This is a genomic window from Xylanibacter ruminicola (assembly GCF_900107775.1).
In the GTDB taxonomy this organism is placed as follows: domain Bacteria; phylum Bacteroidota; class Bacteroidia; order Bacteroidales; family Bacteroidaceae; genus Prevotella; species Prevotella ruminicola_C.
Map to the genome: position 1 here is coordinate 102,965 of NZ_FNRF01000006.1, position 19,264 is coordinate 122,228.

14 protein-coding genes are annotated in these 19,264 nt (G+C 47.2%); 6 read left to right on the forward strand and 8 right to left on the reverse strand.

The annotated features are described in order from the left end of the window. Positions 1-15 precede the first annotated feature (15 nt). The 4 genes from BLU97_RS14265 to BLU97_RS14280 form a co-directional block, all read right to left on the reverse strand. Positions 16-693, reverse strand: coding sequence for a DUF3990 domain-containing protein (locus BLU97_RS14265; protein ID WP_074762152.1), 678 nt, complete (start codon positions 691-693; stop codon positions 16-18). Between the two features lie 353 nt (positions 694-1,046). Then, positions 1,047-2,111, reverse strand: a complete 1,065-nt coding sequence (locus BLU97_RS14270) for a chain-length determining protein (protein ID WP_074762153.1) — start codon at positions 2,109-2,111, stop codon at positions 1,047-1,049. A 6-nt stretch (positions 2,112-2,117) separates the two neighbouring features. Beyond that, the gene (locus BLU97_RS14275; RefSeq protein ID WP_074762154.1) at positions 2,118-4,580 is read right to left on the reverse strand and encodes an SLBB domain-containing protein; all 2,463 of its coding nucleotides are present in this window, start codon (positions 4,578-4,580) and stop codon (positions 2,118-2,120) included. Positions 4,581-4,662: 82 nt separating this feature from the next. Next, positions 4,663-7,026: a beta-galactosidase gene (locus tag BLU97_RS14280; RefSeq protein WP_074762155.1), complete on the reverse strand. Its 2,364-nt coding sequence runs from the start codon at positions 7,024-7,026 to the stop codon at positions 4,663-4,665. Between the two features lie 107 nt (positions 7,027-7,133). On the opposite strand from BLU97_RS14280, the gene BLU97_RS14285 reads away from it, so the two are divergent. Then, positions 7,134-8,978: an alpha-glucuronidase gene (locus tag BLU97_RS14285; RefSeq protein WP_074762156.1), complete on the forward strand. Its 1,845-nt coding sequence runs from the start codon at positions 7,134-7,136 to the stop codon at positions 8,976-8,978. 39 nt (positions 8,979-9,017) lie between these two features. Here the strand turns inward: BLU97_RS14285 and mnmA are convergent, their stop codons facing one another. Then, the gene (gene mnmA, locus BLU97_RS14290) at positions 9,018-10,097 is read right to left on the reverse strand and encodes a tRNA 2-thiouridine(34) synthase MnmA (RefSeq protein WP_074762157.1); all 1,080 of its coding nucleotides are present in this window, start codon (positions 10,095-10,097) and stop codon (positions 9,018-9,020) included. A 167-nt stretch (positions 10,098-10,264) separates the two neighbouring features. Between mnmA and BLU97_RS14295 the strand changes: the two genes are divergently transcribed. From BLU97_RS14295 to BLU97_RS14310, 4 genes are read left to right on the forward strand one after another with little or no spacing between them, the layout of a single operon-like run. Continuing rightward, entirely contained in the window at positions 10,265-11,230 is a 966-nt protein-coding gene (locus tag BLU97_RS14295; RefSeq protein ID WP_074762158.1) for an SPFH domain-containing protein, read from the forward strand. Positions 11,231-11,243: 13 nt separating this feature from the next. Beyond that, positions 11,244-11,435 (forward strand): hypothetical protein, encoded by a 192-nt coding sequence (locus tag BLU97_RS14300; RefSeq protein WP_028907323.1) that lies wholly within the window; start codon positions 11,244-11,246, stop codon positions 11,433-11,435. Then, complete coding sequence (locus tag BLU97_RS14305) at positions 11,416-11,895, forward strand: DUF1648 domain-containing protein (protein WP_074762159.1); 480 nt, start codon at positions 11,416-11,418, stop codon at positions 11,893-11,895. The genes BLU97_RS14300 and BLU97_RS14305 overlap by 20 nt, the downstream gene beginning before the upstream one ends. Beyond that, a complete protein-coding gene (locus BLU97_RS14310) occupies positions 11,892-13,091 on the forward strand; it encodes an alpha/beta hydrolase family protein (RefSeq protein WP_074762160.1) in 1,200 nt (399 codons plus the stop codon). The genes BLU97_RS14305 and BLU97_RS14310 overlap by 4 nt, the downstream gene beginning before the upstream one ends. Positions 13,092-13,130: 39 nt before the next feature. Here the strand turns inward: BLU97_RS14310 and BLU97_RS14315 are convergent, their stop codons facing one another. Genes BLU97_RS14315 through frr form a run of 3 tightly spaced genes read right to left on the reverse strand, consistent with a single transcriptional unit; the run spans position 13,131 to position 17,076 of the window. Beyond that, positions 13,131-15,575, reverse strand: a complete 2,445-nt coding sequence (locus tag BLU97_RS14315) for an alpha/beta hydrolase family protein (protein ID WP_074762161.1) — start codon at positions 15,573-15,575, stop codon at positions 13,131-13,133. 10 nt (positions 15,576-15,585) lie between these two features. Continuing rightward, on the reverse strand, positions 15,586-16,515 hold the full coding sequence (gene rsgA, locus BLU97_RS14320; RefSeq protein ID WP_074762162.1) for a ribosome small subunit-dependent GTPase A: 930 nt from the start codon (positions 16,513-16,515) through the stop codon (positions 15,586-15,588). Continuing rightward, positions 16,516-17,076 (reverse strand): ribosome recycling factor, encoded by a 561-nt coding sequence (gene frr / locus BLU97_RS14325; RefSeq protein ID WP_073046568.1) that lies wholly within the window; start codon positions 17,074-17,076, stop codon positions 16,516-16,518. It abuts the gene before it with no gap. A gap of 286 nt (positions 17,077-17,362) precedes the next feature. Between frr and BLU97_RS14335 the strand changes: the two genes are divergently transcribed. Then, positions 17,363-19,264, forward strand: a complete 1,902-nt coding sequence (locus tag BLU97_RS14335; protein WP_175456395.1) for a PAS domain-containing sensor histidine kinase — start codon at positions 17,363-17,365, stop codon at positions 19,262-19,264.

Consider the following 19,264-nt stretch of genomic DNA (forward strand, 5'->3'; position numbering starts at 1 on the left):
TTGAGATATGTTTTCTTATAAGCTCTGGCCATTCTTCCAATTATTTCTTATGATATCAATCACATAAGTCTCATTCGCTGCCATTGGCAGAGCTGCAATTTGCTTATACTTTTTCCTAGCCTCGTCATCGCGCGACTTATACTTTGCAAAATAATCGTCACAAGAAGCACCGATTGCATCAACGAAAGTCAGCGCATCAAAAGCCTTCTTTGATTTCAAGACAACCTGCTCACCAAGCTCACCTAACCTCATTGCCTCAGACAAATCTGCCAACGAAAGAGTACCATTAATGAAGTCTCCAGCATAAGAGAAATAAGAGTCATCAGCTCTATAGCCAATTATAACATCATAATTTTTATAATCCACTTTAAAGTTCTCAAGCAAATAATTCTTCGCTTGAAGTGGCAAACCATCAGTTACATTGAACTTTCTATTCTCTAATAAGATTGTCAACCAGTTCAAAATGGTATATTCTGGAGTATTCAAGTTCAAGACCGTTAGATTGGTCAAATCTAGCTGGTAATGATTGGCATAACCATCAGTACCAGAAGCGCATGCCCATTCCTTCGCCAATTCAACATGCTCGGTACAATAGAAGCCTCGACCATAATCATTGTAGATTTTGCCTTCTCCAAAGACAGGTTTTTCTACAACATTTACAGATCCGTGAAAAATATCGATTTTATTTTCCATAATTTTAATACCATGCTAAAACACCGAGGGGTTTGCCGCGCGGCAGGGGGCGAGCAGCCACCTAAGAGCGAGGGTGGGCGGGAGCGATTTGCGCATGCAAGAGCGGGGTATTTGCAACAAGCGCAATAAAAATATTCCGGACTGACGAATACAAAGTGCTATAGGTCAGTACGTTACAAAAAAATTTGCTTTTATTAACTACACGGTACTTGGGAGTTTTAAGAAATCGATTTCCCTTTTCCGCATGCAAAGATAAGGGAATTTTATGATACCACCAAATAAAAAAGACGGAAAATGACGATTTCTCAAATAATTATACGCCAAGTTCCGTCTTTATTATGGGGATTGTATTATTATGACAAGCCCAACAACGGCTTTAGCTGATGCTCTTTAACAAGAACATACAATGTAGTAATAACCACAGCCATAAATATGCAAACCATTATGATTCGATTCCTTTGAGGACCAGCAGGCCCTAAAGGAACAGTAGCGCGCTGAAGCGTGGTAAAGGCAGGGGTTGCCTCCTGCACCTTGGCCTTGTAAGCCAACACCTGGGCACATAAAGTATTGTAGTTATTATACTGCAACTGCAAATCGTTTTCCAAATCGGTTTGCTTCTGACGGATGCTTTCTAACACCACATCCTGATTAGCATCGACAAACTCAACGTATTTCTGGCGGGCATGCTCATAATCCTTTTTAGCCTGAACTTGCAACATCTCGGCATATTCCAAATCGTGACGCGACTTCTGGGTACGATATTCCGTTAAGAAATCCTGCAAACGGGTCTTGACAGAATCAGCCAATAAAGCTGCAATATATGGTTCCTGAGCTGTAACATTGATTGAAATCAGATTTGTTTTCTTATCAATCTTGCAAACCACATTCTTCATGACCATACCAGCAATACGCGACTGCTCGCCTGTTAACTCAAAATTATTCACCAGGGTATCCTTCTTCTTTTCTGGTGCCATCAGGCCAAAGAAATCCTCCCACCATGGCTCTTTCCACTCGTTTTTGAGATAATCGTAATAGGTGATGGACGTTTTATCCTTTTTACCATGCACCTTGATGGGGAAAAGTGAGGTTTTAAAATCGGTACTCTTCATCAAGTCTGGATAGAGCGAAGGGGTAATAGCATCGCCACCTGCATTGCCACCTCCACCCAAACTGACACCAAAGGAGCTAGCCAAAGAAGCCAAAGACCCCATACTAGTACCACCACCAGATTCTGGCGCTAACAGCACCTCACATTTAAAATAAGGAGGGATGGACTTAGCAATAACAATAGCCACCACAAAAGCGATAGGCAATACGATATAGTAGAGTTTACGATTCTTTTTTATAGCCTGCCAAATAGCACCAAAATCTATCGGCAGGGGCTTTCGACCTTGAGAGTGTAACTTATTCTGCTCCATATTACATTAGAATGTCTTTATCAGGTTTGTAACTGTGGCCAGCATGGTAACCATGGTGGCGAGTGAGGTACCCAGGTTGGCAATCATGCTAATTTTATCATTCGTAGAATTAATCTTACTAGGTACAAAAATCTCACAACCAGGTTCAATCTTAGCGCCACTAGCCTTCTTCACAGCACCATTCTGATAGAGAACGAATGCACGCGACTTTTTAGCCCCCAAGCCAAATCCACCAGCCTGATTGCGCACGTACCATTTATAACTCTTGCCGCTGCTATAGCTGGCGGTATTAGGATACATGACGTTACCATCAATCTTAACAGTACCGCTAAACTCGGGCACGATGATACGGTCGCCCTCACGGAGTACCACATCATAGTCAGTTCCAGGATTAGCCAACGCCTTATCGAGCTCGATAGCTACATAGTAAACACTATCCTGCTCAACCTTATTGGCATCGAAACCAGCACCTGACTGCACCTTGGCCAACTGGAGGATACGGTTGAGACGGAACTTCTCATCGTCGTTCATGGGGCGCTCGATACGGGCACCACGGATATAAGCCTCTTTGGTGACACCGCCGGCAGCCTTCACCACCTCGCTGAGACGCTGATTTTTACGCGTCAATGGATAATTACCTGCGAAGAGCACCTCACCCTCGACACTGACATTGCGCTGGGGCATATAACCGGGACTTTTACGCACATACACCTCATCGTAGGGCTGCAGTGTGAAGTCCTTAGAACCGTCAACGACGAAACCATCTTTCAAAGTGAAAGAGAAGGTCTGAGCCACCTCAGGAGAATCCTCGGTAGCTTTAGGATCAATCATGCGACGTGAAACATCAACCTTAACGGTAGAAGCTGCATCGGTGAGGCCACCAGCCTGGATAATCAGGTCTTCGATCGACTCGTCATCAGCATACTCGTAAGTGGCAGGGAACATCACCTCGCCAAAAATAGTCACAGTGCGCTCGTTGGTCTTTTCCTGCTTAGAAGCGATGGTAAGCACATCCTCGTTCTCCAAAGGTACATCGGCTACTGTGCCGTTAAGAATGCCCTGGATATCGAGTGAAATGACACGACGGGTGCGATCGGCTTTCATACGATGCAAAACACCGCGACCGGCAAAGGCATCTTCGGTCAAGCCGTCGGCCTGCTCGATCAAACTCTTAACAGTGGTGATATTGCCACCCAAGCTATACTGTCCGGGGCGGAACACAGCACCTGCAATCTCGACCATATTCTCGTAACGACGAAGGTTACCACCTACAGTCACTGAGTCGCCATCCTGCAAGCGGAAGCTCGACATATCGAACTCGTTGATATTGTAAACCGAATATTTCTCGCCTGCCACACGATTAACACGAACCGATTTTTTGTAAGCATCGCCTGTAAAACCACCGGCATACTTAAGCAAAGTGGCAATGCTCTCGTTTTTCTTCATCTCGTAAGCCATGGGGCGCTTGACATTACCAGCCACATCGACGATGTTCTGATAAGGACCAACCATGATGACATCGTTCTCGGCCAAACGGATGTTGCCAGAGAGTTTGCCATTGAGGATATAATCGTAGATATCGACCGAAGCAATCTGACGACCACCACGGAACACCTTGATATCACGCAATGTACCCAAACTATTTACACCACCTGCCATATACAGGGCATGGAACACACTGGCAAAAGCAGAAAGGGTGTAAGTACCAGGTGCCATCACCTCGCCCATCACGTTGACCATGATAGTACGGGTCTGGCCCAATGTCATACGAATCTTGGAACTGCTGTAACGCTTACCAAGAGTCTGCTTGATTTTAGCATTGGCAGCTGCTACAGAGAGACCAGCGATGTGGATAGGACCGTAACCGGTAACCACGATAGAGCCATCGGGACCAACCTCCATCTGCTCCGACTTCTGCGAACCGCCATATACATCGACGAACACCTTATCGCCAGGGCCTACAATATATGAAGTAGGCGTAGCGATATTCATGTTTGGCTCGAATGAAAGGGCTTTGTTATTGAAGATATCACGGCCAAACACACGTTTGCCATTAATGGTATTCACTGAATCAGGGATGTATATCTTCTGTCGATTCTCGATAGATGTTGTTTCACCATCAGCATCGGTACTTGTACCAACTTTCTGTACATACAACTCGTTACCCTCAGCATCAACACGCACAGCACCATTACTCTCACGCATACGGCTATCAGCCGTAAGCTGGTCGGTAGTTGATCCAGAAGAACGCACGGCTGAGGTGCCATTCATCTTTTCGTACTGACTGCGCACACGCTGCAACTGCTGCATGGTAACGCCTTTTTGCATAAGTTTAGTAGCAATCTGCGACTGAGAAGCGCCATTCTTTGATTCGCGCTGGACATACTGCATCACCTGAATGTCGCTCATCTGAGCCTGCACCAACAGGGTGGTGAGCAACAGTGACAATACCAATAGAGATCTCTTCATTTCAAAAAATACTAGCTATTTTTAAACGGCTGCAAAGATACTGAATATTTTTAAAACAAGCAACTTTTTTACCTAATTTATATTAATAGACAAAGATTTTGTAATCCTTGATGCTACCTGGGGCACCTTCCTCGGCACGTGGCAGATAATCGAAACCAGTGATAGTCTGTTCGCTACCAAGGTCGATGACCATCAAATGCGGCAGGGCTACACCCTTCTCGGTACGCCAGTAAGTTGACTCCTGCAAATCGAAAGATTTTTCAGCAGTATTATTGCCACGCTTGATTTCCTCGCTATCAGCATATTTCACCGTCCAAGGCTCACGACTGAGGCGAGCACCATCGGCATTGATGGCATAGAGCTCGGCTACAGAAACCACATCCTTACCTTCGTGGGTAGATAAAGCCTGGATGGCCAGATAACGACCAGTCTTTGGCGCAGCAAAACGCACCATCTGCCAACCATTGCCTGCAGCCAACTGACCTACCTTCACAGGGGTAGCCGAGTTAAGATCAGGCTGATCAGCGGGATTGTTATGTGTACGAGATTTTTCAATATTCAATTTATCAAGTTCGGGCTTGTTCTGAGCAAAGAGCCAAGGCGAAAGGCGCTTCTGATCCTTGGTGAAATAGAATGCCTTGGCAGAGGGACCTACCACATCGAGCACAACCACCTCGTTCTTGCCCTTCTTAAGCCAGCAGCCAGGCACATAGAGGGTTTGCTGAGGGCCAATAGACCAGAAACGACCGACGGCATGACCATTGACATACACCTGACCCTTGCCCCAGTTCTCCATATTCAGGAAGGTATCGCCTACCCTCTTGAGGTTGAAATAGCCACGATAATAGCCAGAGCCCTTGAACACCATTTTTGTAAGAGAATCGCGCTTGGCGGTATCGAGTGCCTTCTTGGCAGCTGCATAGCTATCGGGAATAGTAAAGATATCCCAGCGCTTCAGGTTCCAGACGAGCTCGTGACCATCCTTATCGGTCGACAAAGTGACGCTCTCGGTGATGCCCTTATAATCCTTGATAGCACGACCAAAATTGATACGACCCATGGCCTCGATGAGGATCTTGAGTTCCTGACCTTTCTTAACGGCAGGCAACAGCAGGCTCTTTTCGTTACGTACACGATCGATCTTGCCGATATAGGTACTATCGATAAACACCTGTGCAAAGTCGTGACCATCATTGAGGGTAAGCACACTAGGTGTATCTACCTCAGGCAGCGAGGTGATATACACCATCGAGCCCCAGCCCTGATTAAGTTCCTCCATGGTGCGCAATGGGCTGTTCATCACCAGACTATCGGCACCCAGCAGAATATCGGCATGCTCCTTCATTTCGAAGGCAGGGATGTTAATCATATTAGCAGGACGTGCAGGGATGGCAGGCAGCGGTGTTTTGCTGTACTTCTGCATCATCTTGCGCAACTGGAAGAATTTCTCGGTAGTGCCACCATACTCGTTGATAGGGGCATCGTAATCGTAACTGGTTACATCGGGTGCAAAACCGGGCGAGTTAGCACCAGCCCAGTGACCAAACGAGGTACCTCCGTGAGTCATATAGAGCGAGAACGAGATATTCTTCGACAGCATCTCGTCCATACCATCCACCATATCCTTGGCAGGGCGTGTTTCGTGATTAGCACCCCACTTATCGAACCAACCGCTCCAGAACTCCGAACACATCAGAGGGGCATTGGGGCGCAGCTGCTTCAGGCGTGCAAACTCGTGATCGATATTGGCACCAGTACCAAAGTTCATGGTCCAAACCAAATCGTCGAGACCATTCTTCTCGAAGTTTGAACTCCAGTCGCACTGGAACAGCGTGAGTTTTTCGCCGTAGATACCACGCAGACAGTCGCGAATCTCTGAGATATAAGGTTTATCCTCGCCATACGAGCCATACTCATTCTCGACCTGAACCATGATGATAGGGCCGCCATTCTGGATAGTGAGTGGTGCCAGCTGCTCGCCTACCTTCTGCTCGAAGATTTTCACGCGCTCCAAGAAATAAGGATCGCGCTCGCGCAGACGGATATCTTTTTTCTTGAGCAGCCACCAAGGCAGACCGCCCATCTCCCACTCGGCACATACGTATGGACCAGGACGGACAATCACGTACATGCCATTTTTCTGGGCCAGTCGGCAGAACTCAGCCACATCGTTATTATCGGTGAAATCGAACTGTCCCTCGCGCTGTTCATGGATATTCCAGAACACATAGATACAGAGGGTGTTCATACCCAAAGCCTTGCACATTTTGATGCGATGCTCCCAATAAGGACGGGGGATACGCGGATAGTGAACTTCGGCCGCCTTTACCACAAAAGGCTCGCCATTAAGCAGGAAAGTTTTGTTTCCAACAGTAAAATCGCCAGCACTAGCAAACTGAGCAAAAGTGAGCAATAAAGCAGTAATCAGTAGTTTAACTTTTTTCATTTTGTATCTTTTATTTCTTTATTTGGTGCAAAGGTACAAATTTTTAGGCACGGATTACGCGGATTACACAGATTTTTTATATTTTTGCAACAAAATTATCAATAAATATGAAGAAACTAACATTACTCTTAATGGCATTGGTCTTTGCTGGGATGGCAAAGGCTGAAGACGGTCACCGGTTGTGGCTGAGATACCAACCAATTAACAAAGCAAAAGTTACAGGACCCGAGTGTATAGCAGCTCAGGAACTGAGAGCTTACAGCAAACAGGATGTAACCCTGAAGCTGGATGCGAGCATGAAACAGGATGCGTACAACATCAGGAATGGTGTCATCTCTGCCAAAAACGAGATTGGATTATTGTATGGTGCTTATGCAATGCTGCGTGGCGAGACCACCGGAAGTGAGCCATTCTACAAACTGCGCATATTGAACCATTGGGACAACCTGAATGGTACCATCGAGCGCGGTTATGCCGGTCTTAGTATATTCTGGCATCCCGATCAGCCCATCGATGCCGAATTGATTAAGGAATATGCCCGCGCCAATGCCTCGATCGGCATCAATGGTACGGTACTGAATAATGTGAATGCATCGCCTAAGATGCTGTCGGCTATATATATTAATAAGGTAAAGCAATATGCCGACATTCTGCGTCCTTACGGCATCAAGGTTTATCTCTCGGTAAACTTTGCCTCGCCCATGAGCATCCCTGCCAAGGGATTCAACGGCGGCAAACCCGTAAAGACTGCCGACCCACTGAATGCCCAAGTAAAAGCCTGGTGGAAAGCTAAGGCCAAAGAGATTTACGCACAGATTCCCGACTTTGGCGGATTCCTGGTAAAGGCCAACTCTGAGGGACAGCCTGGTCCATTCGACTACAAGCGCACACATGCTGATGGCGCTAACATGCTGGCCGATGCCGTGAAGCCTTATGGCGGTATTATCATGTGGCGAAGCTTTGTGTATGGTGCCGCCCACAGTGGTGAGGACCGCGTCAAGCAGGCTGTAAGCGAGTTTAAGGATCTGGACGGTAAGTTCCGCGACAATGTGATTCTGCAGTCAAAGAATGGGCCTCTGGACTTCCAGCCACGTGAACCGTACGCTCCTATCTTCGACAATATTAAAAACACAAAACAAATGGCCGAGTTGCAGATTACTCAGGAATACTTAGGCCAGTCGCGTCATCTTACCTACTTAGCCCCCATGTGGCGTGAGTTCTTTGGATTTGTCGCCCCTGAGAAACTGGTAGGTATTGCTGGTGTTGCCAACATCGGATTGGATAAGAACTGGTGCGGCCATCACTTCTCACAGGCCAACTGGTATGCCTTTGGTCGTTTGGCATGGAACCCCAACCTGACCAGCGAGCAGATTGCAGAAGAATGGCTGGGTCTGACATTTAATGCTTCGAATAACGAAGCATTAAAGTCGATGATGCTGCGTAGTCGCGAGGCTTGTGTGGATTACATGATGCCAATTGGTTTGCACCATATCTTTGCATTTGATGAGCACTACGGACCAGAGCCCGACGGTTATAATCCACACGTGCCCTACGAGTGGTGCCCAGTTTACTACCATAAGGCCAACAACGACAGCATTGGTTTCGACCGTACACATACAGGTTCGAATGCCACAGCACAGTATCGCGAGCCCTATTGCGCACTGTATGACAACATCAACACCTGTCCTGAGCGCTACCTGCTGTGGTTCCACCGTGTGCCATGGAGCTACCGACTGAAGAGTGGTCGCACCGTACTTGAGGAGATGGACTACCGTTATGCACGTGGCGTAAAAGAGGTTGAGGACTTTGTCCGCATCTGGAACGAGGCCAAGCCCAACATCGACGAACAGCGCTGGCAGGAAGTGGATGCCCGCTTGCAGCATCAACTCGAAAATGCCAAGGAATGGCAGAAAGTATGTATGGATTACTTCAGTAGTTTTACAAAGAAATAAAAACAACAAATCCCTCGCCAGTAAGCGAGGGATTTATTGTTAGATGGTGATTTCGCCTGAGCCTAAGCAACGGTGATGATCCTTGTCGTAAACTACACAGAACTGACCTGGTGCCACACCGTGAATTTTATCTTTTGAGTGAACCATGCAAGTAGTTGGGCTTGTCCACTCTAATGTAGCTGGATGGTATTCTGGGGTATGACGAATCTTAAAGGTAACCTCTGTCGGTTGCAACTCCTTGGTCAGAAAGTGGAAATCGTGCACAGGGAAGTCGGCCTTATAAGCAGTTTCTGGATCGTAGCCATGCGACACATATAATATATTATTATCCACATCTTTCTTAACCACAAACCAAGGACCACCGCCAAAACCCATGCCCTTGCGCTGACCAATAGTATGGAACCAAAGGCCCTTGTGCTCGCCTATACGCTTGCCAGTTTCCAACTCAATCACATCGCCTGGCTGCTCGCCCAGATAGCGGCGGATATAGTCGTTGTAATTAATCTTTCCCAAGAAACAGATGCCCTGGGAGTCCTTGCGCTTGGCGTTAACCAAGTGCTCGCGCTCAGCTATTACACGCACCTCGTCCTTCACATAGTGGCCTATTGGGAAGAGGGCCTTCTTCAACTGCCAGTCGGCTATCTGTGCCAGAAAGTCAGTCTGATCCTTCACTGGGTCAGGACTGGTACAGAGCCACTTGTTGCCCTCAGAATCTATCTCTGTCATAGCGTAGTGACCAGTGGCTATCAGGTCGTAGTCGTGACCACGCTTCTCATCAAAGGCTCCAAACTTTATCAGTCGGTTACACATAACATCGGGATTAGGTGTTAATCCTGCACGCACTTTGTCCATGGTGTACTTTGTCACCTGGTCCCAATACTCCTTGTGGCAGTCGATAACTTCCAACTTGCATCCATACTTGCGCGATACAGCCGTGGCCATCTCCAAGTCCTCCTCGCTCGAGCAGTCCCACTCCTCCTGCTCCTCAGGACCTATCTTGATATAGAAGCAGTCAGGGTGCAGCCCCAGCTGGGCAAACTCGTGCACCACCACACTGCTGTCCACTCCGCCTGAGAGCAGCACAGCTATACGCTTATTTTCTAACTCCTTGATATTCATGGGTGCAAAGGTACTAAATAATTGATAATTGACAATTGATAATTGATAGTTGATAGTTAAATATGGTTAATGTTTACTCAAAATCCATTGTCAGTTCGAAAACACTTCATATCTTTGCGATATCAAAATGATATCAAATCGAATTATAAATATTAAACATTAAGATTATGGAAACAAAAGAGTTTGAGTTCAGAGGATCGGTACTGAATGGATTCCTGATGCTGTTTGTAAATATCGCAGTTCTAATTCTGACGATTGTTGGTATCGTTGAGAGCATCATTATGCTCGATGCTACTGATGGCACACAGGGCGGTTGGTTGCTTGGATTGTGTGGACTGATGATTATCGTTAATATCATCATGTGGTGTGGCCACATGCAGCTGGAACCCAACGAGGCACGTGTAACCACATGGTTTGGTAAGTACACTGGCACATTCGCTCAGACAGGTTTCTTCTGGATTAACCCATTCTATGGCACCAAGAAGGTAAGTCTGCGTGCGCGAAATCTGGATGCTGAGCCCATCAAGGTTAACGATAAGACAGGCAACCCTGTGATGATTGGCCTGGTATTGGTTTGGAAACTGAAGGACACCTACAAGGCTCTGTTCGAGGTTGATACTCAGACGATGGCTGCTACTCCCAATGCTGTGGGTGGCGACATGAAGGGCTTAATGAACGCACTCGAGAATTTTGTACGTGTACAGAGTGATGCTGCCCTGCGACAGGTGGCCGGTCAGTATGCCTACGACGATGAGGACACCAAAACTGGCGAGCCCACCCTGCGCTCGAGCGCTGATGAGATAAATGAGCAGCTTGAACAGAAGTTGGATGAGCGTCTGGCTCTGGCAGGTATCGAGGTGGTAGAGGCTCGCATCAACTATCTGGCCTACGCTCCTGAGATTGCAGCTGTGATGCTTCGCCGCCAGCAGGCCAGTGCCATCATCACTGCACGCGAAAAGATAGTAGAAGGCGCTGTATCGATGGTTAAGATGGCTCTCGACAAACTGGCCGACGAGGAGATAGTAGAACTCGACGACGACAAGAAGGCTGCCATGGTTAGCAATCTGCTGGTAGTGCTCTGTGGCGACGACAATGCTCAACCAGTAGTCAATACAGGAACGTTAAATCATTAATAATTGATAATTAATGGCTGAAAAGAAATCCACTAAGAGTTTCATCCTGCGTGTTGATAGCGACACGATGGACGCGATAGAGGCCTGGGCTGCGGACGAGTTCCGCAGCACCAATGGCCAGCTGCAGTGGATCATCACAGAGGCCCTGCGCAAAGCCAAGCGTCTACCTAAAAAGAAGAAAGACAATGAAACCAGAGAAGATTAAAGTAAACCGCACACTCGAAGGCAACATCTTTGAGATTGTATTCTTGGTACTGCTGATTGCTGTATGGGTGTTTATCATCCTGGCTTTGAAGAAAGCACCAGATGTAGTGCCAACCCACTTTGATGCAGTAGGCCATGCCACCAGCTACGACTCAAAGTACAGCATCCTGTTTGTCACAATCTTTACATCGATCGGTGGTATCATCATGTTGGGTAGTGCCTACTATCCACACACCATCAACATTCCTGTAAAGGTCAAGACCCCACGCCAATATCTGTTAGCTATCCGCATGATGCGTGTGCTCAGTCTGGTGCTGCTAGCCCTCACCGCCGTCATCGCTTATACCTCGTTGGTGGCAGGTGCCCATGGCAAGCCATCGGCTATGCCCATTCTGGCTACAGTAGGTGTGATGTTCGCAATTATCATCGTTTTCTGTGTTCTAATATTTAAAGCTAAATGAAGAAACTATTCCTAACCATTACCTTAGCCTGTATAGGCATATCTGCCACTGCGCAGGAAATACGCAGAAGCTGGACTGGAGAGTTAAATGTAATGGGACAAAAACTGCCCATCGTACTGAATCTTGTTGATGGTAAGTGCACACTCGACAGTCCTGCGCAAGGTGCAACAGGCATCCCTGCCACTGTAGACTTGCTCACTAAAGACTCGATAAAGGTCAGCATCAAATCGCTTGGTGCCACATATGTTGCGTGCTATGTTGATGGTCAACTGCAGGGCTCTTTCACCCAACATGGTATGAAGTTACCGCTCAACATGAAAGAAACCTCGCCCGATGGTCCCAATCGTCCACAGACACCTAAGGGACCATTCCCATATTCCACGGAGGAGGTGACATTTACCAACGCTAAAGCTGGTGCTACACTGGCCGGTACATTAACCGTGCCCAAGGGAGGAACCAAGTGTGTGATGATTATGGTAACGGGCAGTGGACCAGAGAATCGTGACGAAGAAGTATATGCCCACAAGCCGTTTGCTGTAATAGCCGACCGTCTGGCGCGCGCTGGCATAGCCACATTGCGCTACGATGATCGCGCCACAGGTCAGTCGGTGGGTGGCAATATGAAGAACGCCACATCAGCCGATCTGGCTGAAGATGCCGCAGCAGGTATCGAGTGGCTACGCATGCAGAAACGATTCAAGAAAGTAGGTTTGCTAGGCCACAGCGAAGGTGGACTGATAGCCTTTATGCTGGGTGCACAGCGTAAGGCTGATTTCATCGTGTCGCTGGCAGGTCCTGCCGTCAAGGGTGATAGCATCCTGCTGTATCAGACCAGAAACAGCGGCAGTCCGCTGGCCAAAGGTATCACCATGGAGTATCTGCGCAATATGATGAAGGGCAACAAGTGGGTGGAGTGGTTTATGGATTATGATCCCACACAGAATATCAACAACACCAAGTGCCCAGTGCTGGCACTTAATGGCACCAAGGATTGTCAGGTGCCCGCTGCACAAAACATCCCAGTACTACGTCGCCTGCTGCCAAAGAACAAAAAGACGGTCATCAAAGAGTGCGAAGGACTGAACCATCTGTTTCAGCACTGCGACACAGGTCGTCCTGATGAATACTACAATATTGAAGAGACCATAGCTGAAGAGGTACTTGCAGATATTGTTGGTTGGGTAAAGACGCTATAACAATAAATCCCTCGCCGGTAAGCGAGGGATTTTTGTTATTTAAAGATGTTTCTTGGGATAGAGAGCGTCCCACCAGGTGGGATCATCCTTCAGCCACTTCTGGAACCATGCCATCTGGGTGGCCAACCACTTTTCTTTCTTAGAGTAGTCGAGAATGTGATGATTCTCACCCTCAACCTCTACCAACGAAACTTCGCGACCTAAGAGTTTCAGTGCAGTGAACATCTGCAGACTCTCGATGAGTGGCACATTGGTATCGGCATTACCATGGAGCAACAGCAGAGGGGTGTGAATCTTATCGGCATTGAACAGCGGACTCTGATCGACATACAACTGGCGATGACTCCAAGGATAGCTGTTGGCCATCGACACCTCGCTGTAGTTATAACCCCAATAGCCTTCACCCCAATAACTGGTGTGGTTGGCAATACCGGCATGCGAAACAGCGGCAGCAAAGATATCGGTCTGTGTTTGCAGATACTGGGTCATAAAGCCACCATACGAAGCACCCATACAACCAATCTTATCCTTATTAATAAATGGATGAGCCACGCAGATTTTCTTAGTTCCCTCGATGATATCCTCGGCAGGGCCACGACCAGCGGTATTAACATGGCGCGATGCCCACTCCTGACCAAAACCGGTTGCACCACTGGGCTCAAGGATATAAGCCACATAACCCAGAGAGTTCCAATACTGAGGCGCATATGGAGATTCGAAATAACGCGACACAGGCGAGCAACCACCATAGTAATAAACAATCATAGGATACTTCTTGGTGGCATCGAAATCCTTAGGCAGATAAAGACGACCATAAACGGTATCGCCCTTACTGTTGGTGAAGTTCCAATCCTGACAGGTACCAATCTCAGCATCGCCAAGTGCCTCTTTGCCATTGAACATTATACTATGAGCATTAAACTTTGCATTCTTAATAGTAGCTACATAGGCCGATGCAGGCTCCATCGTTTTATACGACAGATAAGCCAGCACAGGAGCATGAGCAGCCATATTGAAACGATAGGTATAATCGCCCTTAACAGGCAGTTTAGCAACATTTCCCGTATTCGGATTCAGTACAAACATATTGACATAATCACGATCTTCGGCAGAGAAGTAAATCTGCCCATCAGTCCACGACCAATCGACATCATTAATTGAAGGATCGAAATCCTTTGTTAATGGCTTAACCTGTTTTGATGCGATATCAAACAGGAAGAGTTCATTCTCCGTCATACTGGGTGTAACCTCGGCAGGCAGCTGACAACCAATACGATTAAAAGCCTCGGGATTACCCACAAACAATACCTGCGATCCATCTGGCGAGAAAGAACCTGAGCCCAGGAATTCGGCACCTGACAGCAACGTATCAACCTTCAGTGTCTGGGCATCCATTACAAACACATCAGAAACTGTGGTAGGACGCTTAGTCAGACGAGAACGGTTGCTGATAACCAGCAGTTTGCTACCATCCTGTGAGATGTCATACAGATACTCGCCCTTATTACCAAAAGTGATGCGCTGAGTCATACCTGTTTTAATATCGTACTTGGCCAGATAGCTGCGTTTGCGCCACCCAGGCTGACGATCGTCCATCTCGAGAATCTCGAATACTTCCTTATCCTCCTGTGGACCTTCTTCTTCAAGTGTAAAAATGAGATAATCCTCGGTAGGAGCAACCGTGTAGCTACCCTCAGGGATATCATAGGCAAAGCGCGTGCGAACACCTGTCTTGGGGTCAACCTTATATAATACGCGATGACTACCCTCTTTCTCCTCTTCCAACCAAGCGATGCTCTTTGGCATCCATCGTGGATTACGTGAAGGCTGCGAAATCAGTCGACCAGACTTCACATCGCGCAACTCATAGTTCCAACGAGTGTTACCACCACGGTCGGTTGTCTGATAAGACACACAAACAAACTGACCATCGGCCGAAAGATTGACACCACGAACGCGCTTACCATCTGTCAGATCGTGTACCATGTAAGGATGATTAGGTGTCAGCTGATAGGTGATGGATGTTGGTGTATCGAAAACCACCTGGATAGAATCGGTATCCTTAGGCTCGGCCAGATACTGGATGGTAAAGGTGTGATGTTCGGGGGCAAGCTTTAACTCACCGCCAGCCTCAACACCATCGATAAAAAGCTTGGAGTGCTTGGGACCTTTCACCTCGATCTTACCCTTGATAAAATCGGAGTTATTAACATAGAAACTCAGCAAACCTACGCTCTTACTATCAGGCAACGATGGGAGTACCTGACCAGAGAACTTTCCTGTAAAGTGAGAGGTTAAAGCAATGGAACCCAACTGCGAAACGGGATCGAACTTCTTGCCCTGCACATCAACTGTATCGATAGCAAAAGGGGCTGAAACTGCATAAGGACCTGCGAGATTAAACTCGGATACAGGCGTCTTTACTTGGGCTGTAGCCATCATGCCAATGGCCAACAGCATTTGTGTTGTAATAAGTCTTTTCATTTATGTTTGTTTAATAAGCTGCTCTATATTTGCCTTCGTCCTTATCCTCGAGCATCGAGAGATATGACTGATAGCGGCTTTCGGCAATGTAATGGTCCTCGAGTGCTTTGAGCACAGCACAACCAGGTTCGTGGGTATGGGTACAATTTGAGAATTTGCAATCCTGAGAAAAATGGAATATCTCCTTGAAATAGCTGGTAAGCTCCTCTGGCTCCATATCGAACGTACCAAAGCCCTTAATACCTGGGGTATCGATAAGCCAGCCCTCATCCAACCGTATCATCTCACTGAAAGTGGTGGTGTGCTGACCCGTGTTATGGGCATCGCTAATTTCGGCTGTACGCTGACTGGCACCAGGCACCAAATGGTTAATAAGCGTTGACTTACCTACGCCACTATTACCACTCAGCAAGGTTATCTTATCCTTGAGCAAGGGCTGCAGAGCCTCAACACCTACACCTGTTTCGGCCGAAATCTGATAACACTCATAGCCAATGGTTTGATACAGATGTACCATCGCCTCCTGATAGCGGCGTGTATCTTCATCGAGCAGGTCGGTTTTATTAAATACCAGGATAACCGGCACGCGATAAGCCTCGGCCGAAGCCAGGAAACGATCGATAAAGGTAGTGGATGTCTGCGGATTAACCACCGTAACCACCAAAATGGCCTGATCGACATTAGCCGCCAGAATATGACTCTGCTTGGAGAGGTTGATACTCTTACGGATAATGTAATTACGACGATCCTCGATCTCGGTAATAAAAGCTGTACCCTCGTTGTTAGGTACAATCTCCACCCTATCGCCCACGGCTACAGGGTTAGTACTACGGATACCCTTCAATCGAAAGTTACCCTTTATCTTACACTCAATCAGCTGGCCATCGTCGGTTAAGACGGTGTACCAGCTGCCTGTATTCTTAATAACAAGTCCGCGCATTTATACGGTCATGATTTCCTTGTTCTTGGCCGTAATCAGTTCATCAATCTTCTTGATAAACTTATCGTGCAACTTCTGGAGCTCAGCCTCGGCATCCTTCTCCAAGTCCTCCGACAGACCATCCTTAATTGCTTTCTTAAGCTTATCCTTGATATCACCACGCACGTTACGTACCTCAACCTTAGCCTTCTCGGCAATCTTGTTGCACTGCTTGGTTAGATCGCGACGACGCTCCTCAGTGGGCTGAGGAATATTCAATCGGATAATCTCACCATTATTCTCAGGAGTGATACCTACATCGCTATCCATAATAGCCTTCTCGATATTGCGGATCTCCTTGCGGTCCCAAGGCTTGATAGCAATGGTACGAGGATCGGGCACACTCACGTTAGCCACCTGATTGAGGGGCACCTTGCTGCCATACACTTCTACGCGTACAGCATCGAGAATAGCCACGTTGGCGCGACCGGCACGGATACGATTCAGCTCCTCCTCGAGGTACATAGCCGCCATTTCCATGCGCTCTTCGCTCTTGCTTAAAATTTCTTTTACGTCAACCATATTTTTGTACTTTTAGTCATTTTCTGATGACAAAAGTAACGTTTTTCTGCGAAACTTCCAAATAATTGCGTTTTTTTCGTTCAAAAATTTTGTTATTTGCGCAAAATCAGCTATCTTTGCGGGTGTTTACTACCATACTTACGGACAATTTATGCTTATATACAGCAATCATATATATATTTATCTGATAGCGGTTTTCTTGATATCCGTTATTGGCATGGTAGTATACAATCGGCTCATCTACTATCGCGAACGCAAAATAACCAGGAAAGTACAACGGCTGAATATGCAACTAACGCTGATTATGGATGCCAACAAAACTGATACCTGGACCTATCATACCAAGAAGAATATATTTAAGGTTATATCAAAACAGGATCTGACCGAGACACTCTATACACCTTTCGACTTTTCACAGCTTTACGACCGCGATGACTTTAAAAAGATACAGAAAGCCATTACAAACATACAGAACAGAGAAACCCTATCGGACACACTGACCGTGAAGAGTGCACCCAACAAAGACGGATTAGTGAAATGCTACGAGATAACCCTCTCGGTACTGCACAGGAACCGCCACGACATGCCAAGCGAGATTCTAGGTACCCAGCGCGACATTACTCTGGAGCAGCAAAGGGCAGAGAATACCCAAAAACTGATGCTGAGATACCACACAGTATTTAACTCGTCGTTAGTTGACATGATTTACTATGATGCAGATGGCTATCTGGCCGACCTGAACGATAAAGCCTGCGAGACATTTGGTGTGAAAAACCCTCAAGCCTTGCTTGACCGCCAGATGAAAATGACCGATATTCCCTCGTACAGGGAAATGGACGTACGCACTATAGAGCACACCCAGCTATCGTCGATTACCGATATCAGTCAGACAAAAGCTATCGATGAGCGTGTTCCCGAGGTAACACGCCAAGGCAAGATATACTATGAGGTGATGTTAGGGCCTATCCGAAACGAGGACAACCAGCTTTATGGTGTGATTGCAGCAGGCAGAGACATTACCGAGATGGTAGAGTCGACACACAAGCAGAAGGAAGCTAGCAAGCTGATTGAGAAACGTACCAAAGACATACAGCAATACATCAGAGACATCAACTACTCGCTGAGAATCAGTGAGGCACGCCTGGTAAACTACTACCCCGACACCCATGAACTGGAGATTCTGAGCGACCTGACCGAAACAGGTAAACGTATAGCACAGCTACATGCCGTAGCACTGATACATAGCGACGACCGTCCCAAAGCCAAGCACTTGATTCTGCATATGGACAAACGGCGTTTGGGCACGATATCAGAAACACTGCATACCAAACTGCCCGACAAGCAGGGACGCGACATTTACTTGAACTTCAACCTGATGCCCATCACCAACCACGATGGCATAGTAACGCATTACTTCGGTCTGCTACGAAACGACACAGAGATGTCGTACACTGAAATGCGACTGCAGGAAGAAACAGCCAAAGCCCAGGAAGAGGAGCAGCTGAAGAACGCCTTCCTGTTGAACATGAGCTATGAGCTGCGCGTGCCCTTACACGCAGTGATTGGTTTTGCCGACTTGTTCAAAACAGAGCACAGCCTGGAAGACGAGCCGATATTTGCCAACGAAATCAAGAAGAACACAGATGTGCTGTTAAACCTGATTAACGATATCCTGTTCATATCGCGTCTGGATGCCCACATGATAGAATACAATTACGAGGTGCACGACTTTGCCACCTTGTTCGACAGTTGGTGCCAGCATGGTTGGAGCGAGACGAGCAACGATGCCAGAAAGATCATCAACAACTCCTATAAATCACTTCGCGTGAAAATAGATAAGCACAACTTGGGTATTGCCATCGAGAAGCTGTGTAACTATGTAGGTTTGAGTACCAACGAGGGACTTATCAAATCAAGATACGAATACCTGCACGACGAGCTGATTGTGATTGTTGACAGCACAGATGGCGGTATGGACCTGGAAGATGCCACCAAGATGTTCGACCGCTTTGTAAGCGATGGCAAGAACAAGCGCATTGGCACAGGATTGGATCTGCCTATCGTGAAAGAGCTGATAGAACAGATGGGCGGTACCATCGATGTGCTGTCGGAACCCGACAAGGGTAGCTCGTTCTTTATCGCCCTGCCCTGCGAGATGATTGACTTTGAAAGAAAAATAGTGATATAG